16 protein-coding genes are annotated in these 15623 nt (G+C 62.9%); 4 read left to right on the top strand and 12 right to left on the bottom strand.

The window, feature by feature from the left end; translation table 11 throughout:
* Window positions 1-83: 83 nt before the first annotated feature.
* The 9 genes from EPJ54_RS14750 to thiD form a co-directional block, all read right to left on the bottom strand.
* The gene (locus EPJ54_RS14750; RefSeq protein ID WP_135212493.1) at window positions 84-1373 is read right to left on the bottom strand and encodes an adenylosuccinate synthase; all 1290 of its coding nucleotides are present in this window, start codon (window positions 1371-1373) and stop codon (window positions 84-86) included.
* Between the two features lie 125 nt (window positions 1374-1498).
* Window positions 1499-2671, bottom strand: a complete 1173-nt coding sequence (locus tag EPJ54_RS14745; RefSeq protein ID WP_167755752.1) for a patatin-like phospholipase family protein — start codon at window positions 2669-2671, stop codon at window positions 1499-1501.
* Between the two features lie 52 nt (window positions 2672-2723).
* The gene (locus EPJ54_RS14740; RefSeq protein WP_239590954.1) at window positions 2724-3308 is read right to left on the bottom strand and encodes an acyloxyacyl hydrolase; all 585 of its coding nucleotides are present in this window, start codon (window positions 3306-3308) and stop codon (window positions 2724-2726) included.
* A gap of 62 nt (window positions 3309-3370) precedes the next feature.
* On the bottom strand, window positions 3371-3970 hold the full coding sequence (locus tag EPJ54_RS14735; RefSeq protein ID WP_135212491.1) for an acyloxyacyl hydrolase: 600 nt from the start codon (window positions 3968-3970) through the stop codon (window positions 3371-3373).
* 74 nt (window positions 3971-4044) lie between these two features.
* Window positions 4045-5625 (bottom strand): phosphoglycerate dehydrogenase, encoded by a 1581-nt coding sequence (serA, locus tag EPJ54_RS14730; RefSeq protein ID WP_135212490.1) that lies wholly within the window; start codon window positions 5623-5625, stop codon window positions 4045-4047.
* Window positions 5626-5638: 13 nt separating this feature from the next.
* The gene (locus tag EPJ54_RS14725) at window positions 5639-5935 is read right to left on the bottom strand and encodes a dATP/dGTP pyrophosphohydrolase domain-containing protein (RefSeq protein ID WP_135212489.1); all 297 of its coding nucleotides are present in this window, start codon (window positions 5933-5935) and stop codon (window positions 5639-5641) included.
* Between the two features lie 24 nt (window positions 5936-5959).
* On the bottom strand, window positions 5960-7123 hold the full coding sequence (locus tag EPJ54_RS14720) for a phosphoserine transaminase (RefSeq protein WP_239590953.1): 1164 nt from the start codon (window positions 7121-7123) through the stop codon (window positions 5960-5962).
* 153 nt (window positions 7124-7276) lie between these two features.
* A complete protein-coding gene (locus EPJ54_RS14715; protein ID WP_135212487.1) occupies window positions 7277-8260 on the bottom strand; it encodes a PhzF family phenazine biosynthesis protein in 984 nt (327 codons plus the stop codon).
* A gap of 74 nt (window positions 8261-8334) precedes the next feature.
* Window positions 8335-9156, bottom strand: coding sequence for a bifunctional hydroxymethylpyrimidine kinase/phosphomethylpyrimidine kinase (thiD, locus tag EPJ54_RS14710; RefSeq protein WP_135212486.1), 822 nt, complete (start codon window positions 9154-9156; stop codon window positions 8335-8337).
* Window positions 9157-9166: 10 nt separating this feature from the next.
* On the opposite strand from thiD, the gene EPJ54_RS14705 reads away from it, so the two are divergent.
* Window positions 9167-9706, top strand: coding sequence for an RNA 2'-phosphotransferase (locus tag EPJ54_RS14705; RefSeq protein WP_135212485.1), 540 nt, complete (start codon window positions 9167-9169; stop codon window positions 9704-9706).
* On the opposite strand, the gene folP is transcribed toward EPJ54_RS14705, so the two are convergent.
* On the bottom strand, window positions 9703-10524 hold the full coding sequence (gene folP / locus EPJ54_RS14700; RefSeq protein WP_239590952.1) for a dihydropteroate synthase: 822 nt from the start codon (window positions 10522-10524) through the stop codon (window positions 9703-9705). The genes EPJ54_RS14705 and folP overlap by 4 nt on opposite strands.
* 116 nt (window positions 10525-10640) lie before the next feature.
* Here folP and EPJ54_RS14695 point away from each other — a divergent pair, with 116 nt between their 5' ends.
* Both EPJ54_RS14695 and EPJ54_RS14690 read left to right on the top strand, forming a co-directional pair.
* Window positions 10641-11114 carry an NUDIX domain-containing protein gene (locus tag EPJ54_RS14695; RefSeq protein WP_135212484.1) on the top strand — a complete coding sequence of 158 codons (474 nt, stop codon included), beginning with the start codon at window positions 10641-10643 and terminating at the stop codon, window positions 11112-11114.
* A gap of 28 nt (window positions 11115-11142) precedes the next feature.
* The gene (locus EPJ54_RS14690) at window positions 11143-11583 is read left to right on the top strand and encodes a VOC family protein (RefSeq protein ID WP_135212483.1); all 441 of its coding nucleotides are present in this window, start codon (window positions 11143-11145) and stop codon (window positions 11581-11583) included.
* A 60-nt stretch (window positions 11584-11643) separates the two neighbouring features.
* Here EPJ54_RS14690 and EPJ54_RS20115 read toward each other — a convergent pair whose 3' ends face one another.
* Both EPJ54_RS20115 and mutL read right to left on the bottom strand, forming a co-directional pair.
* Complete coding sequence (locus EPJ54_RS20115) at window positions 11644-12561, bottom strand: hypothetical protein (protein ID WP_239590951.1); 918 nt, start codon at window positions 12559-12561, stop codon at window positions 11644-11646.
* 130 nt (window positions 12562-12691) lie between these two features.
* Window positions 12692-14572, bottom strand: coding sequence for a DNA mismatch repair endonuclease MutL (gene mutL / locus EPJ54_RS14680; RefSeq protein ID WP_135212482.1), 1881 nt, complete (start codon window positions 14570-14572; stop codon window positions 12692-12694).
* A 75-nt stretch (window positions 14573-14647) separates the two neighbouring features.
* Here mutL and EPJ54_RS14675 point away from each other — a divergent pair, with 75 nt between their 5' ends.
* Complete coding sequence (locus EPJ54_RS14675) at window positions 14648-15445, top strand: LOG family protein (protein ID WP_135212481.1); 798 nt, start codon at window positions 14648-14650, stop codon at window positions 15443-15445.
* Window positions 15446-15623 lie beyond the last annotated feature (178 nt).

Here is a 15623-nt window from a genome sequence, read left to right as displayed (position 1 = left end):
AATCGCAAAGCCGAGTCTAGCCGCTCAAGGCGGCCAAGGGGAGCCTCAAACCGCTCTCTTGTCAGGTGTGCAGCCGGAGCCGCTTACGCCTTGAACGGGTCGCGCATCAGGATGACGTCGTCGCGCTCAGGGCTGGTCGACACCAGGGCAGCCGGGCAGCCGATCAGCTCTTCGATGCGGCGGATATATTTGATCGCCTTGGCCGGCAAATCCTTCGACGAGCGCGCGCCGCGCGTCGTCTTCTTCCAGCCATCGAGCGTTTCATAAACCGGCTCGACGCGCTGCTGATCCTTCAGGCTTGCCGGCAGATAATCGATCACCTTGTCGCCGATCTTATAGCCGGTGCAGATTTTGATCTCGTCGAAGCCGTCAAGCACATCGAGCTTCGTAAGCGCGATGCCGTCAGCGCCCGAAAGCGCGATCGACTGGCGGACCAGCACCGAGTCAAACCAACCGCAGCGGCGCGCGCGGCCCGTATTGGTGCCGACCTCACGACCGATCTCGCCGAGCTTCTTGCCGATGTCGTCATTGAGCTCAGTCGGGAATGGCCCGCCGCCGACGCGCGTCGTGTACGCCTTCACCAGCCCAAGCACGTAGCTGATCTTGCCAGGGCCAACGCCCGAACCCGCGCTCGCTTGGCCAGCCACAACGTTCGACGAAGTCACGAACGGATACGTCCCGTGATCGACGTCGAGCAACACGCCCTGCGCGCCCTCGAACAAAACGCGCTTCGATTGCTGAAACGCGCCATCGAGCACGCGCCACGCCGGCTGCGCGAACGGCAGCACTTTCGGCGCGATTTCGGCCAATTCCTGCTTCAACGCCGCGACATCAATCTCCGGCAGATCGAGCCCTTTACGCAGCGCATTGTGGTGCGCCGTGAGGCGCTCGATCTTCCAATCAATCGCTTCGGGATCAGCGAGGTCGGCGACGCGGATGGCGCGACGGCCGACTTTGTCTTCGTATGCCGGGCCAATGCCGCGCTTGGTGGTGCCAATCGAAGCCGCGCCGGCTTGCGCTTCACGCGCCGCGTCGAGATCGCGGTGGAACGGTAGAATGAGGCTGGCTTGATCTGAAAGCACCAGCATGTCCGGGGTGATCGCAACACCCTGCGCCGTGATCTTCTCGATCTCATTGATCAGCGCCCACGGATCGACAACAACGCCGTTGCCGATGATCGAGAGCTTGCCCTGCACCACGCCCGACGGCAGCAGCGCGAGCTTGTAGGTGGTGTCGCCAACAACGAGCGTGTGGCCCGCATTGTGGCCGCCCTGGAAACGCACCACGACGTCGGCGCGATTGCACAGCCAATCGACGATCTTGCCCTTGCCTTCATCGCCCCATTGAGCACCGACAACCACTACGCCAGACATGCGTTTACCTCGCCGGGCGTCTCAGCCCGCGTTGTGTTTTGACCGCGCCTCATTGGCGCGGTTCCCCTTCTGGCGCAAGGCTTTAGCAGTCAAAAGCCCGAGCCTGCGCGCCTATGCCCCGCGGCTCAGATGTCGAACTTGGCCGGCGGCGCGGCCACCGACAGGAAATGCCGCCCAGCGCGGCGGCCGATATCGTCCAACAGCGCCAAATTGCCCGCGTCGCCATTGGTGATTTCGCTCATCGCCTTGATCTCTGCTGCGTCGAGTTCGCGGCCCAGCAGATTCTGTGCGTGTTCCGGCCGCCGCGCGCTTTCTTCGATGTTCTCGATGCGCGCGTCATAGCGCTGATAGTGCAGCACCGGATCAATCGCGAGATACGCGCCTGACGGCTGATCTTCCTTCTCGGAATTGATGTACCAGCGCGCGCCGCTCTCCGAGATCGCCTGCATGTAGGCGATCTGCTGCAACGACACGTCATTGATCATGCCGCGCAACGCGTTGAGCGTTTGGCCGACGAACGTCTTCTTCCGATATTGGTTGGCGTCCATCCGTTCGCGGAAGAAGCCGGTGCCGAGCGAGAGGATATAGAGATTGTCCTTGCCTGGCTTCCAATTGAAGCCATACGCCGGATCGGTCGCGGCAATCGCCAATTCCATCGCCGGATTGTTGTAGCCTGCGACGCCGCCATCGATCACGAACGCCGCCGTCGAACGATCCGCATCGCCGGGCGCCGGCAGGTTGAGCAGCACGCCTTTGAAATAGTGCGGCGCCGCCGCACTCGCCTGCACGATGTCGCGCAAGCGGAAGCCCGAATTGTGCGGGTAATATTTCCAGTTCGCGTTGTTGAGCAGAATCCAGGCGCTGCCCGTATCGATGCGTTTGCAATGCACGGCCAAGCCGCACTGCAAATCTTCGCTCTCCAAAGTGCGCCCGCCGAACTCGCCCTTCAGCGCCTTCGTCAGCGGCCCACTCACGAACATCGGCGCGAAGATGCCTGCGCCTTGAAACCAGAAGCGCTTAAACACCTTCGGAATAACAGTTTTGTAGAGCGCCCAAATCTCGGACACGCTCATGCCGAGCGCCAAGCCCGTGGCGATGATCGATCCCGTCGACGTGCCGCCGATCAGATCGAAATACTCGCTGAGGCGCATGTCCGGCTTGTTGTAGCGCTGGCGCAAATGCGCCTCGAGCTCCGCCAGCATGCCGACCGTGAGCAAGCCGCGCACACCGCCGCCATCGAGCGCCAGAATGCGCTTCGGCCCAGGCCGCTCGAACCGCGCGCGTAGATGTGTCCCCATCGCCATCCCCCTTCTGGAGCTGGCCGCATCTTAGGTCGCGCAGCGCGCGACGTCAGCCGCCGAATTGATAGCCGATGCGTACGCCGAGCTGATCGACACCCTGATTGCGGCCAGAACCGATGATTTGGCCGTGGCTCAAATGCGAGAAAAACACCTGCGCTTCGAGCGGGCCCGCGAAGTCGCGCGTCAGGCCGAGCGAGGTGCGGAAGAGATCTTCCGAGCCGAACAGAATGTGCTCTTCGAAGAATTCCGCCGCTTCCGGCGTGCCATTGGCGTAGGGATTATCGACCTCGCCATTATGGATCACGTAGCCGACGCCCGGCTCCAGCGCCCAGCCCTCGGCAAAATCCCAGCGCCATTCAAGGCCGACGCCGCCAAAGCTCGTCTCACCCGCGACGTTCACCGACGCCAAAATGTAAGGCTGCGGCGAGCCGGCCCAATTGAGGAACGCGGGCGAGTCAAACGACACCTGAAACTCGACGTTCGGGCCGTCTTCCTTGTCGGCATTCTTGCAATTGGTGACGCAGATATTGTGCGCCATCACGCCGACATGGACTTCATCGACGCCCGCATTCGCCGCCGGCGCAAGAGCCATCGCCGCACCGAACGCCGCAACGCCCGCGAAATATCCCCGCATCGATTCTGTCTCCCCGAAAGTGCGGGCAAACCTAGCCAGCGCGGCGGGCGATGAAAAGCAGCTTAGTCTGCCGGATCGGGATCGAGCCGGTAGCTAAAGCGCAGGCCAACATAATCAAGGCCTTGGTTGCGACCGCTGTCGAGGATCTGGCCGTGGCTCATGTGCTGCCAATAGAGCTGCGCCGCGAAACGATCGCCGAACTCACGCTCCAGCGCGAACGTCGTGCGGAACAAATCTTCCGAGCCCAACAATTGGTTGTCCGCCTCGAATGACGCCGCTTCCGGCGTTCCGTCGGCAAATGGATTGTCGATCTCGCCATCGTGGATGATGTAGCCGAAGCCCGGCTCCAAGGCCCAACCATCGGCGAATTCCCAACGCCACAACACGCCAAAGCCGCCGAAATTCACGCCCTCATCATTCGTCGCGAAAGAGCCCATCAGATACGGGCGCGGCGAGCCGATGATGTTCAGAAAATCGGGCGAGGATGACACGATCTCGAACTCGACATTGCCGCCACTGTGCTTGCCTTCGACGATCTCGCCGTGATCGTCGCGGATATTGTCGACATACCCCAGGCGGATTTCTTCCACCTTCGCCGAAGCCGGCGCAGCGATCCCCGCGACAGCCAGCAACAGCGTCGAGCAAAACAACTTCAGCTTCATCAGAGCATCCCCTCAAGCCGCGCGGGCTCTGCGCGGCTGAGGGCATGAACGCTGACGTGGCGGCCAAGTTCCGCTTAGAAGCGCAACACTTTCGCGTAACGCACCTGCGGCAGCGCTTTGATGCGGGCCAGCAGATCGTCGGAGACGATTTGATCGACGCCGACCAGCGCGATCGCATCTTCGCCCTCGCCTTCACGACCGAGGTGGAAGGTGGCGATGTTGATCTTGGCGTCCGCCAACATGGTGCCGAGCGCGCCGATGAAGCCCGGCTTGTCGGAATTGTTTACGAACAGCATGACTGGATGGAAAGGCGCTTCGAGCTGCATCCCCTTCACTTCGGCGATCTTCGGCGCACCGGCCACGACCGTGCCCGCGAGCGAACGCCACTTGCCGCCCGTTTTCACCTTGATCCGGATCAGGCTGTCATAGATGGGCGAGCTTTCACGCACGCTTTCTGTGAGCGCCACGCCGCGCTCTTTCAGCAGCGCTGGCGCCGAGACGACGTTCACGTCCTGCAGCAACGGGCGCAACAGGCCAGCGAGCGTCGAAGCCGTCAGCGGCTTCATGTTGAGCTTGGCGACTTCGCCTTCGTACTCGATCTCAACTTCTTCCAAGCCGTCATCGACAATCTGGCCAGCAAATGCGCCGAGCTTTTCCGCAAGCGCCGCAAACGGCTTCAGACGCGGCGCTTCTTCAGCCGTGATCGACGGCATGTTGAGCGCGTTGGTGACCGCGCCCGTCAGCAGATAATCGCTCATCTGCTCGGCCACTTGCAGCGCCACGTTCTCCTGCGCTTCGTTGGTCGAGGCGCCGAGGTGCGGTGTGGCGATAAAATTCGGCGCGCCGAACAGCACGTTCTCCTTCGCCGGCTCCACCGTGAACACGTCGAACGCCGCCGCCGACACATGGCCGCTTTCCAGCGCTTCACGAAGTGCGGCTTCATCCACCAAACCACCACGCGCGGCGTTGATCACGATCACGCCTTTCTTGGTCTTAGCCAAAGCTTCGCGCGAGAGAATGTTCTTGGTCTTCTCCGTCATCGGCACGTGCAGCGAGATCACGTCCGCGCGCTCCAGCAATTCGTCCAGTTCGACCTTCTCAACGCCGATCTGCACCGCGCGCTCTTGGCTCAAGAACGGATCATAGGCGACGACCTTCATCTTCAGGCCCAGCGCGCGATCCGCGACGATGCCGCCAATATTGCCGCAACCAATCAGGCCCAGCGTCTTGGCGTAAAGCTCCACGCCCATGAAGCGGTTCTTTTCCCACTTGCCGGCTTGCGTGCTCACATCCGCCGCCGCGAGTTGGCGGGCCGCTGCAAACATCAGCGCAATCGCGTGCTCGGCCGTCGTGATCGAATTGCCGAACGGCGTGTTCATCACCACGATGCCGCGCGCGGTGGCGGCGGGGATATCGACGTTATCGACGCCAATGCCGGCGCGGCCGATCACTTTCAAATTTTTCGCCGCGGCGATGATATCCGACTTCACCTTCGTCGCCGAACGAATGGCCAGGCCATCATAATTGCCGATGATCTCCTTCAGCTTCGCCGCATCGGGACCAAGCTGCGGCTGAAAATCCACCTCGAGCCCGCGCGACCGAAAAATCTCGACGGCGGCTTCGCTGAGTTCATCGCTGATCAGAACTTTTGGCATCGGTCTCTCTCACTTACTCATGTTGCCCGACGCCGTCGCCGCTCAGGCGCCATTGCCGGTTTCGGTTGATGTTCATTTTCGCGTCGACTTCCTCGGCCAAATCTTTGCCGAGGATACCGAGCACGCGGTGCAGCAGGATCATCACGTCCGCCGCTTCCGCGCCGATCTCGTTTTCGTCGCCCGCGCGCACGGCGGCGGACAATTCCTCGAACTCGGCGCGGGCGCGCTGGATCAGAACAGCGAGATCGTTGACCTCGCCGAACGTCTCAGCGCCCCAAGCGGCAATGCTAGCGCTGGTTTCGCGCGGCATGGCGATGCTCCGTGATGGAGTGGATTAAGCGGGAAGCTCAGCGACGAGCGTTGCGAACGCCCACTCGATCCACGGCGTCAGCGCCGCGACATCAGATGCTTCGATCGTGCCGCCGCACCAGATGCGCAAGCCCGGAGGCGCCGAGCGATACGAGCCCATATCGAGGCCCACGCCCTCTTTCTCCAGCAACGCCGCGAGCTTCTTCGCGAACTCGGCTTGCGCCTCTTCGCTCAAACCGGTCACGCGCGCATCGACCACCTTCAAGCACACGCTCGTATTCGAACGCGTCGCCGGATCAGTGGCGAGAAAATCGACCCAATCGGTCTTCGCCACCCAATCGACCAACACTTTCGCGTTGGCGTTAGCGCGCGCTTGCAATGCTTCCAAACCGCCCAGCGATTCAGCCCATTTCAGCGCGTCGATATAATCTTCCGTGGCCAACAAGGACGGCGTGTTGATGGTCGCGCCTTCGAAGATTTCGAGATCGACCTTGCCTTTCTTGGTGAGGCGGAAAATCTTCGGCAGCGGCCGATCGGGCGTGTAGCTCTCCAGCCGCGCAATCGCACGGGGGCTCAGGATCAGCATGCCGTGCGCGCCTTCGCCGCCCAGCACCTTCTGCCAGGAGAACGTCGTCACATCGCACTTCGACCAATCGATCGCCTGGGCAAACACAGCGCTGGTCGCATCATTGATCGTGATGCCGTCGCGATCAGCGGCGATCCAATCGAAATTCGGCACTTTCACGCCCGACGTCGTACCGTTCTGTGTGAAGATAATGTCCGCATCTTTGCGCGCGGCGGCGAGGTTGGGCAGCGCGCCGTAACTGGCCGTGTGGGCCTTGAAATCGAGCTTCAATTGCTTGGCGTCGGTCACCCATTCTTCGCCGAAGCTTTCCCAGGCGAAGATATCGACCGGCTTTGCACCAAGCATCGACCACATCGCCATCTCGATCGCGCCCGTATCGGACGCGGGCACGATGCCGATCTTGAAATCAGCCGGCACGCCGAGCACGGCGCGCGTTCGGTCGATGGCTTCCTTGAGCTTGGCTTTGCCGGGCTTGGCGCGATGCGAACGACCGAGCGGTGCGTCTTTCAACGCATCGGCTGTCCAGCCAGGGCGTTTTTTGGTGGGTCCCGACGAAAAGCGGGGGTCAGCCGGGCGCAGCGCCGGCTTAGCGGGGGTATTCATCAACTTGTCTCCCATCCTCACAGATGAGCGTCCGCCGTTGGGAGCGGATGGCCCACATACCACCTGCCTGCGTTTGGGAGTTTTTGCAATGCGTCGAATATCTCGACCGCAGCGTCAGCTATTTCCCGCTAACCATAGCGCGCGGAAAGCTGATTACTTCGCGTCACCGTCAGGCGGCGCGGGATGCGAGGTGGGCGGCGGCGGCGCAGCCTCCAAGCCTGGCAGCATCGGATCATCGAAGATCGCCGGCAGCTGCTTGGCCGCGCGCGCGCGCCGCTTCTTGCGCTTCGGCGCTTCCGGGTGCGCTTCGATGCGGTTGTGCAGTCGCGCCAGTGACGGATCGAGTTCGCCGCGCAGATAGACAGCAACTTGCCCCAGCAAACGCACACTCGCGAGCGTCTGCACCGCACGCACAAAGCCGCCGCGCCGCGACATCTGGCTGCCGACCACGCTCTCCAGATCGAAGCGATCGCACCAATAGGGTGCGGTGTCCGCGAACGCCGAACCCGTCACCGGGTCTTCATCCACGCCCGCGCCCGGCGCGAAGAAACGCTGCACGAAATCGTACGGCTTGCCCTCATCCGCCGGCGCCGACACCACCAAGCAGCCCTGACGCGGCCCACGCACCACCGTGTTGATCGCGGCAATATCGGGCTTCATCGCCAGCAGCTCAGCTTCGCTGTCGAGCACGACGTTGGCGTATTCACCGACGAAAGCATCGATCAGCTCAAAGCCGCCAAGCGCTGCGCTCACGTCATCATCCGGCGTCCACGGCGTGCGCTGCTTGCGCGGCAAATCGAGCGTGTAGCCTTCAGGCGTGTTGCGTACGATCAGCGCGCCCGCGTGCGTGTCGAACACCACGACCTCAAGCGTCGGATCGATTTCGCTGATCAGGATGGCGCCAGCCGCCAACGTGGCGTGACCGCAGATCGGCACTTCCGTCGCCGGCGTAAACCAACGCAGCTGGTAATTGCCCTTCAGCCCCGTCGGCACCACGAACGCGGTTTCGGAGAGCTTATTCTCGGTCGCGATCGCCTGCAGCGTGGCGTCCGGCAGCCAGCGCTCAAGCGGCACCACCGCGGCGGGGTTGCCGGCGAAAACGCGATCCGTGAAGGCGTGCACGATCCAGATTTTCATGGGGTTCACCTATGCAAGGTGGCGCGCGCCCGCGCCAGCGCCAACCCCGTTCAAGGGTGAAGTCCGCTCGCCTGTTAGGCGAGCTTGCAGGGCCAAGCGTGGCCAAGCGGCTGGTGGCCCTGGCCAAACCCCGGCGCATTGCGGATCGCGTCCATGAGGTAAGCGCGGCCTTTCTCCACTGAGTTCGGGATGTCCGTCCCTTGCGCATTGTACGCGGCAATGGCCGACGCCAACGTGCAGCCCGTGCCGTGCGTGGCGCGCGTGTCGATGCGCGGACTTTCAAACACGCGATAGCCTTCGCGGGTCAGCAGCACGTCGCGCACGATCTCTCCGTCGATATGGCCGCCCTTCACCAGCGCCGAATACGCGCCCAATTGCTCAACCAGAATCTCAGCCGCGATCATCTGCCCATCGAGATCGCGCACTTCGACGCCGGTCAGCGCTTCCGCTTCCGGCGCGTTGGGCGTGACGATCGCGGACACAGGCACGAGCTGCTCGCGGATCACTTCGATCGCGTCTTGCGCCAGCAAAGACGCGCCGCCCTTCGCGATCATCACCGGGTCCAACACGATCGGCACGCCCGCGCCAAAGGCATGCCATGCATCGAGTACGGCGCGCACGTGATCGGCAGAGCCCAGCATGCCGAGCTTCCAGGTATCCGCGCCCAGATCGCCCATCACGACCTCGATCTGCGCTTTGACAACATCCACCGGCACCGCGTGAACGCCGGTCACGCCCAATGTATTCTGCACGGTGACGGCCGTGATCGACGTCATCGCGTAGCCGCCCAGCGCCGTCACCGTCTTGATGTCAGCCTGAATCCCCGCCCCACCGCCGGAATCCGACCCGGCGATAATGAGAACGCGGCCTTTGGGTTTTGTGAGCGCTTGTGCCATGAGGCTTCACATGGCCGACTATGTCCGCATTTCCAAGACGCTTTCGTATTGGCTACGGCATCAGCCCGACGCGGCCGGACTGACGCTCGATGCGCAAGGCTGGACGGCCGTCGATGACCTCCCAGGCGCGCTCAGCCGCGACGGCCTACCGAACGACATCGATACGCTGCTGGCCCTGGTCGAGCAGAGCGACAAACAGCGTTTCGAACTTTCACCGGACCTAAACCGCATTCGTGCGCGGCAAGGCCATTCCGTCGCTGTCGATCTGGCGCTCGCACCAACACAACCGCCAGAGACACTCTACCACGGCACCGTCGACCGCTTCCTCGCCGCCATCCACGCGGACGGCCTCCAGAAGATGCAACGACATCACGTGCATCTATCGCCAGACATTCAAACCGCCGAGCGGGTTGGCGCTCGCCGCGGCAAGCCAGTCTTGCTCGCGATCGACGCCTCCGGGATGCATGCCGACGGCCACAGCTTTTTCGTCACCGAAAACCAAGTGTGGCTAACGGATGCCGTACCCGCGCTCTACCTGCGCCGCGTTTAGCCTTGCGTCGCGCGCCAGAGCTTCAGCGCTTGCACGGTTTCAGCCACGTCGTGCACGCGCACCATCTCAGCGCCTTGCTGCGCCGCCAGCAACGCCGCCGCGACCGAGCCGCCGAGGCGATCTTTCGCGGCATTCTTCGCGCGTTCGTCAATCGAGGCAATGAAACGCTTGCGCGACGCGCCGATCAGCACTGGGCGACCAACTTCGCGCTTGATCCGCGCCACTGCGCTTAGCAGCGCCAGATTGTGCTGAACTGTTTTGCCGAAGCCGATCCCCGGATCGACCCAAATATCGCTCACACCCTTCGCTTCCGCCGCCGCCACGCGCGCGCGCAGAAACGCGATCACCTCCGCCACAACGTCGTCGTAGCGCGGCTCAGCCTGCATCGTGCGCGGCTCGCCCTGCATATGCATCAGCACCACCGGCTTATGCAGCGCCGCCGCCGTCTCCAGTGCGCCCGGCGCCTGCAGTGCGAACACATCATTCCAAATGTTCGCGCCCGCAGACATGGCCGCCAGCGCCACGCCCGGCTTCATCGTATCAATCGAAATTGCCGCCTTCGTCGCCGCGCGCAGAGCTGCGATCACCGGCACGACGCGCGCGATCTCTTCGCCCTCGGACACAGGCTCCGCACCCGGCCGCGTGGACTCACCGCCGACATCGATGATGTCTGCGCCAGCGTCCAGCATGGCCAGCGCGCGCGGCGCCGCCGCTTCGTCAGCGCCGCCATCGGAGAAGGAATCGGGCGTCACATTGAGGATGCCCATAACGTATGGTCCGCCGACCAATCTTGGCGGCGGAAAAATGAATTGGCTCATGGCGGGCGCGGATGACAGCGCAGGTTCCACGGCGCAAGTTTCCTCCGCAGTTGACGGCGCAACGGAACACCATTCTCACGGAAACGTGCGCAAATGAAAGAATTGAAGTCGAAACAATGAGTGAATGGCGTATGCGCTTCGAGCCTGTGATCACGCCGATCTTCCGCACTTGGTGGCGGATGCGGCGCGGGATGACGCTCGGCGTGCGCGGCGTCGCACTCGACAGCGAAGGCCGCATCCTGCTCGTACGCCACACCTACGCCGCCGGATGGCACCTGCCCGGCGGCGGCGTGGAGGGTGGCGAAGCCGCCATCGACGCCATCATGCGCGAGATGGTCGAGGAAGGCGGCGTCGAAGCCACAGCCCCGCCCGCGCTGATCGGATTCTTCTCCAACCATGCCAATTTCCCAAATGACCACATCGCACTTTACCGCTTCGATGCGTGGCGCCCATGCCCGCCTTCAAGCGAAGGCGAGATCGCCGAGCGCGGCTTCTTCGCCGCCGACGCGCTGCCGGAGGGCGTCACCAAGGGCACGCGTCGCCGCATCGCTGAATTGTTCGAGGGCGCGCCATTGAGCGCGCATTGGTAGGCGCTACATAAGCGGCCAAGGAGTTTCCATGCGCTATTTGCACACCATGATCCGCGTCGGCGATCTCGACGCCGCACTCGATTTCTTCTGCGCCAAGCTCGGCCTGGTCGAGATGAGCCGCATGGACAACCAAGCGGGCCGCTTCACGCTGGTGTTTCTTGCAGCCCCCGAAGACGTCGACCTCGCACGTGAACGCAAAGCGCCGATGGTCGAGCTCACCCACAATTGGGACGAGAAGGAATATGGCGGCGGTCGCAATTTCGGCCACCTCGCCTATCGCGTGAAGGACATCTACGCGCTCTGCCAAAAGCTGATGGATGCGGGCGTCACGATCAATCGCCCGCCGCGCGACGGCCACATGGCGTTCGTGCGCTCGCCGGACGGCATCTCGATCGAACTCTTGCAAGAAGGCGATCGCTTGCCGCCGCAAGAGCCGTGGGCGTCGATGCAGAACACCGGCGCCTGGTAAAAAACAAAAGGGCCGCGCTGCTGTCGCAACGCGGCCCAATGTTTTCGCGGAAGGAAATGCTTACTCGGCGGGCATCCCGTAAACTTCGGTCACGTGCAGCGTCGACGGCTGCAGATCGCCCTGCGAATACGTGCCAACCCAGACGTCGTACTGGCCCGACACCGCGCCTTGGAACGAGACAACCGGATTAACGCCATCCGTGTCGTCGTTGCAGACCCAATTGCCTTCAGCGTCGTTGATCACCAACACCGTGTCGGTTTCCGCTGTGACGTGGAACGTCAGCGGCAATTGGCTGGTTTCGCTCGCCGTCCAATTCACGCGGAAGTCTGGCGCTTGCGCGACCCAACCAACGCATGAGCCGCCGAGTTGCGATGCATCAAGCGCGCCACCCGCCGCGATTTCAACAGAGTGCGGATCAGGGATGAAGCCCGCGGCGAGTTCAACCGCGCCATACGCCGGCTCAAGCGAGAAATCCGGTGCACCGCCGGCAGCTTGCTCCGGCGCGCCAATCTCCGAAATGCTCAGCACAGCCGAGGCGGTTTCGCCTTCGACGCCAAAGCGGCCGACCCAAATCTGGTAGCGACCGCGCTCTGGCGTTTGGAAGCTCACCAGCGGATTGAGGCTGCCGCCGCTATCGTCGTCGCACACCCAGGCGCCGCCCGGCGTACGTACGGCAAGCGTCGTGTCCGCTTCCGATTGCGCATAGATGAAGAGCGGGAAATCGCCGGACGTGTAGCGAAGCGAGTAGGACGGGCGCTGCGCGATGAAGCCGGCGTTGCAGGATTCATTGGCGCGCGTTGCTTCGATGGCGCCGCCTGCGTTCACGGTGACGCTATGCGGATCGGGCTCGAAGCCGGCATTCAAACGCACCTGGCCGTGCGTGCCGGTGGCGCCGGTGTTCAGGTTCTGCGCGTAGGCCGGCGTCGCCGCCATGCAGAGCACAGCCATTACGGCTGCCGAACGAATAAGAGTTTTCATAAATCACCCCAGATGACCGCGAAGCGCGCAGCCGACGCATTCCCTCTCAAGGCGGCAATGTTCTCCTCCGCGCGTGCGAACGCAAGCGCGGAACGAGCCCAATCGGGGCGTTTTCAAGGTATTTGAGACGTCAGCGCCGACCGAACAGCTTCTCGATGTCGGAGAGCTTCAACTCAACGTAGGTAGGCCGGCCGTGATTGCATTGGCCGGAAAACGGCGTCGCTTCCATTTGACGGAGCAACGCGTTCATTTCGTCGCCCGTGAGCCTGCGCCCCGCGCGCACTGAACCGCGACACGCCATCGAAGAACAGACCTCTTCCAGCCGCTCCTTCAGCGCATGCGCTTCGCCAAGCTCGGCGATGTCGTCAGCCAAGTCTTTCAACATCCCCGCAGCATCGATGTGCCCAAGCAGCGCCGGCGTTTCGCGCACAAGAATAGCGCCTGGGCCAAACGGCTCGATCACCAAACCCAATTGCCCCAGCTCTTCCGCGCGCGCCGCCAACGCTTCCGCCTCGCTCGGATCAAGCTCAACGACTTCAGGAATGAGCAGCGCCTGCCTGCGCACACCGCCATTGGCGAGCATTTGCTTCATGCGCTCATACACAAGTCGCTCGTGCGCCGCGTGCTGATCGACAATGACGATGCCGTCTTCGGTCTGCGCGAGGATATACGTCTCATGGATTTGGGCCCGCGCGGCGCCGAGCGGAAAATACTCGGCATCAGCCGATGCGTAATGCTCCCCCGCGTGCGGGGGAGCTGTCAGCGAAGCTGAATGAGGGGGGAGTGCGCCCCCCTCCGCGCGCTCGGCGCCTCCCCCGTAAACGGGGGAGGGTTCCACACGCCCGCTCGGCATCATGAAATCGCCGGCCGCTGCGCGCTCGGCAAGCGCCCAATTCTGCATCGCCGGGCGCAAGAAAGGCTGCGGCGCCTCATACGCTCGCACCGCGCCCAAAGCACTCTGCGCCGTCGTCGTCGAAGCACGATGCCCAGCGCCTGCCAACGCATGCGACAGCGCACCGACGATCAAGCCACGCACCAACGCCGCATCGCGAAACCGCACTTCCGTCTTGGCCGGGTGCACGTTCACGTCCACATCGCCCGCCGGCAAATCCAGAAACAACGCCGCCACCGGATGGCGATCACGCGCCAACAAATCCTGATACGCCGCGCGCACCGCACCGACAATCAGCTTGTCTTTCACCGGCCGGCCATTGACGAACAAATGCTGGTGCTCGCGCGTGCCGCGATGAAACGTCGGCAGACCGGCAAAGCCCGAAAGCCGCACACTGTCGCGCTTTTGATCGAGCAAAATACAATTCGGCGCAAAGTCCGCGCCGAGGATCGCGGCCAGCCGTGCGCGCCGGCCTTCGTTCTCTGGATCAGCCTCCGCACTCAGCCGTAAATTGGCGCGGCCATCATGCTCCAACAGAAACGCCACGTCCGGCCGCGCCATCGCCAGGCGCTTGACCACATCCGACACCGCCATCATCTCGGCGCGCTCAGACTTCATGAATTTCAAACGCGCAGGCGTCGCAAAGAAAAGATCGCGGACTTCAACGCGCGTGCCGTGCTCACTCAAAGCCGCCCAAGCCGAAGGCTTCACCGGATGCAGCGCGCCGCCTTCAACTTCGATCGCCCACGCATCATTCGCGCCGCGCGCCTTCGACACGATCGAGAGTCGCGCCACTGCGCCGATCGACGGCAACGCCTCGCCGCGAAAGCCCATTGTGAAAATGTTCAACAGATCGACGTCGCCATTGGTCTCGGCGACCAGCTTCGACGTCGCGTGACGCTCCACCGCCAGCGGCAACTCATCCCGAGGAATACCGCCGCCGTCATCCTCGATCGAGATGAGACCCAAACCGCCGCGCTCGATGCGGATCGCCACACGTTTGGCGCCCGCGTCCAGCGCGTTCTCCACCAACTCCTTCACGGCGGCGGCGGGGCGTTCGATCACCTCGCCAGCGGCGATGCGGTTCACAGCTTCGGGGGGCAGACGGCGGATGGGCATGAGATTCGGGCGCAAACCTAGCACATAGTGCGGCGCCCGCTCCCCTACGAGCCGCAGGCGCCTTAGGGTCGTTGCATGACCGACTCACCCAAGCCGAACGCGGCGCAAATCGCCTCGCCCTCCTACCGTCTTGCCGCCATCGATCAGGATTTCCTGCTCGGCGAATCCACGCGCGGCGTGCGCTTCATGTTGGAATATGAAAAGGCCGATCAGGTTCTGAAGCGCGCGCACATCGCCTCCACCATCGTCGTCTTCGGCAGCGCTCGCATTCGCGAAGACGGCCCAGGCAAGCAGGCGCATTGGTATGCAGAGGCGCGCAAGTTTGGTCGCCTCGCGTCCGAACGCGGCGGCGCGCTCTGCGAGGAAGGCGGCACGCGCTACAACGTAATCGCCACGGGCGGGGGCCCGGGCGCTATGGAAGCCGCCAATCGCGGCGCACGCGAAGCTGGCGCACCCAGCATCGGCTTCAACATCACCTTGCCGCACGAGCAAGAGCCAAACTCGTATTCGACGCCCGAGCTCACCTTCGCGTTCCATTATTTCGCGATGCGCAAAATGCACCTTGCGATGCGCGCCAATGCGCTCGTAGTTTTCCCCGGCGGCTTCGGCACGATGGACGAATTGTTTGAGATCCTCACACTGCGCCAAACGCGCAAAGCCTCGCACGTGCCCATCGTGCTGATGGATGAAAATTATTGGCGCACGGTGATCAATTTCGAGAAATTCATTGAGTACGGCATGATCGACGCGGCTGATCTCACGCTCTTCCGCTTCGCCGACACTGCCGAAGCCGCGTGGGAAGCGCTCCTCGAGCAAGGCCTTGGCGCAGCGCACGATACGGATGCTGACGAAGACCTCGCGCGCGATATGTGAGGCACGCGCGCAACAGCACGCGCACTTTGCAGTTTTTGCGCGTGACATCGCGTCAAATCGTATGATACACGCGCGGCCCATTCGGAGACGTGTCGTGAAAACGCTGAAGCAAATCCCGAGCAACCAAATGCCCGTCGCGTATCGCGGCGTGCAGGAGGATGTGTATGCGCGGAGGAGT

This window comes from Vitreimonas flagellata, assembly GCF_004634425.1.
GTDB classification, from domain to species: Bacteria; Pseudomonadota; Alphaproteobacteria; order Caulobacterales; family Aquidulcibacteraceae; genus Vitreimonas; species Vitreimonas flagellata.
This window is presented reverse-complemented; position numbering and strand designations above follow the sequence as displayed.

Bases quoted from the DNA above. Each gene is read 5' to 3' on its own strand.
- EPJ54_RS14695 (WP_135212484.1), top strand. From the start codon at position 10,641: ATGAGTGAATGGCGTATGCGCTTCGAGCCTGTGATCACGCCGATCTTC.
- folP (WP_239590952.1), bottom strand. From the start codon at position 10,524: ATGAGCCAATTCATTTTTCCGCCGCCAAGATTGGTCGGCGGACCATAC.
- EPJ54_RS14715 (WP_135212487.1), bottom strand. From the start codon at position 8,260: ATGAAAATCTGGATCGTGCACGCCTTCACGGATCGCGTTTTCGCCGGC.
- EPJ54_RS14720 (WP_239590953.1), bottom strand. From the start codon at position 7,123: ATGAATACCCCCGCTAAGCCGGCGCTGCGCCCGGCTGACCCCCGCTTT.
- EPJ54_RS14740 (WP_239590954.1), bottom strand. From the start codon at position 3,308: ATGCGGGGATATTTCGCGGGCGTTGCGGCGTTCGGTGCGGCGATGGCT.
- serA (WP_135212490.1), bottom strand. From the start codon at position 5,625: ATGCCAAAAGTTCTGATCAGCGATGAACTCAGCGAAGCCGCCGTCGAG.
- EPJ54_RS14705 (WP_135212485.1), top strand. From the start codon at position 9,167: ATGGCCGACTATGTCCGCATTTCCAAGACGCTTTCGTATTGGCTACGG.
- EPJ54_RS14675 (WP_135212481.1), top strand. From the start codon at position 14,648: ATGACCGACTCACCCAAGCCGAACGCGGCGCAAATCGCCTCGCCCTCC.
- EPJ54_RS14735 (WP_135212491.1), bottom strand. From the start codon at position 3,970: ATGAAGCTGAAGTTGTTTTGCTCGACGCTGTTGCTGGCTGTCGCGGGG.
- mutL (WP_135212482.1), bottom strand. From the start codon at position 14,572: ATGCCCATCCGCCGTCTGCCCCCCGAAGCTGTGAACCGCATCGCCGCT.
- EPJ54_RS14750 (WP_135212493.1), bottom strand. From the start codon at position 1,373: ATGTCTGGCGTAGTGGTTGTCGGTGCTCAATGGGGCGATGAAGGCAAG.
- EPJ54_RS14725 (WP_135212489.1), bottom strand. From the start codon at position 5,935: ATGCCGCGCGAAACCAGCGCTAGCATTGCCGCTTGGGGCGCTGAGACG.
- EPJ54_RS14745 (WP_167755752.1), bottom strand. From the start codon at position 2,671: ATGGGGACACATCTACGCGCGCGGTTCGAGCGGCCTGGGCCGAAGCGC.
- thiD (WP_135212486.1), bottom strand. From the start codon at position 9,156: ATGGCACAAGCGCTCACAAAACCCAAAGGCCGCGTTCTCATTATCGCC.
- EPJ54_RS14690 (WP_135212483.1), top strand. From the start codon at position 11,143: ATGCGCTATTTGCACACCATGATCCGCGTCGGCGATCTCGACGCCGCA.
- EPJ54_RS20115 (WP_239590951.1), bottom strand. From the start codon at position 12,561: ATGAAAACTCTTATTCGTTCGGCAGCCGTAATGGCTGTGCTCTGCATG.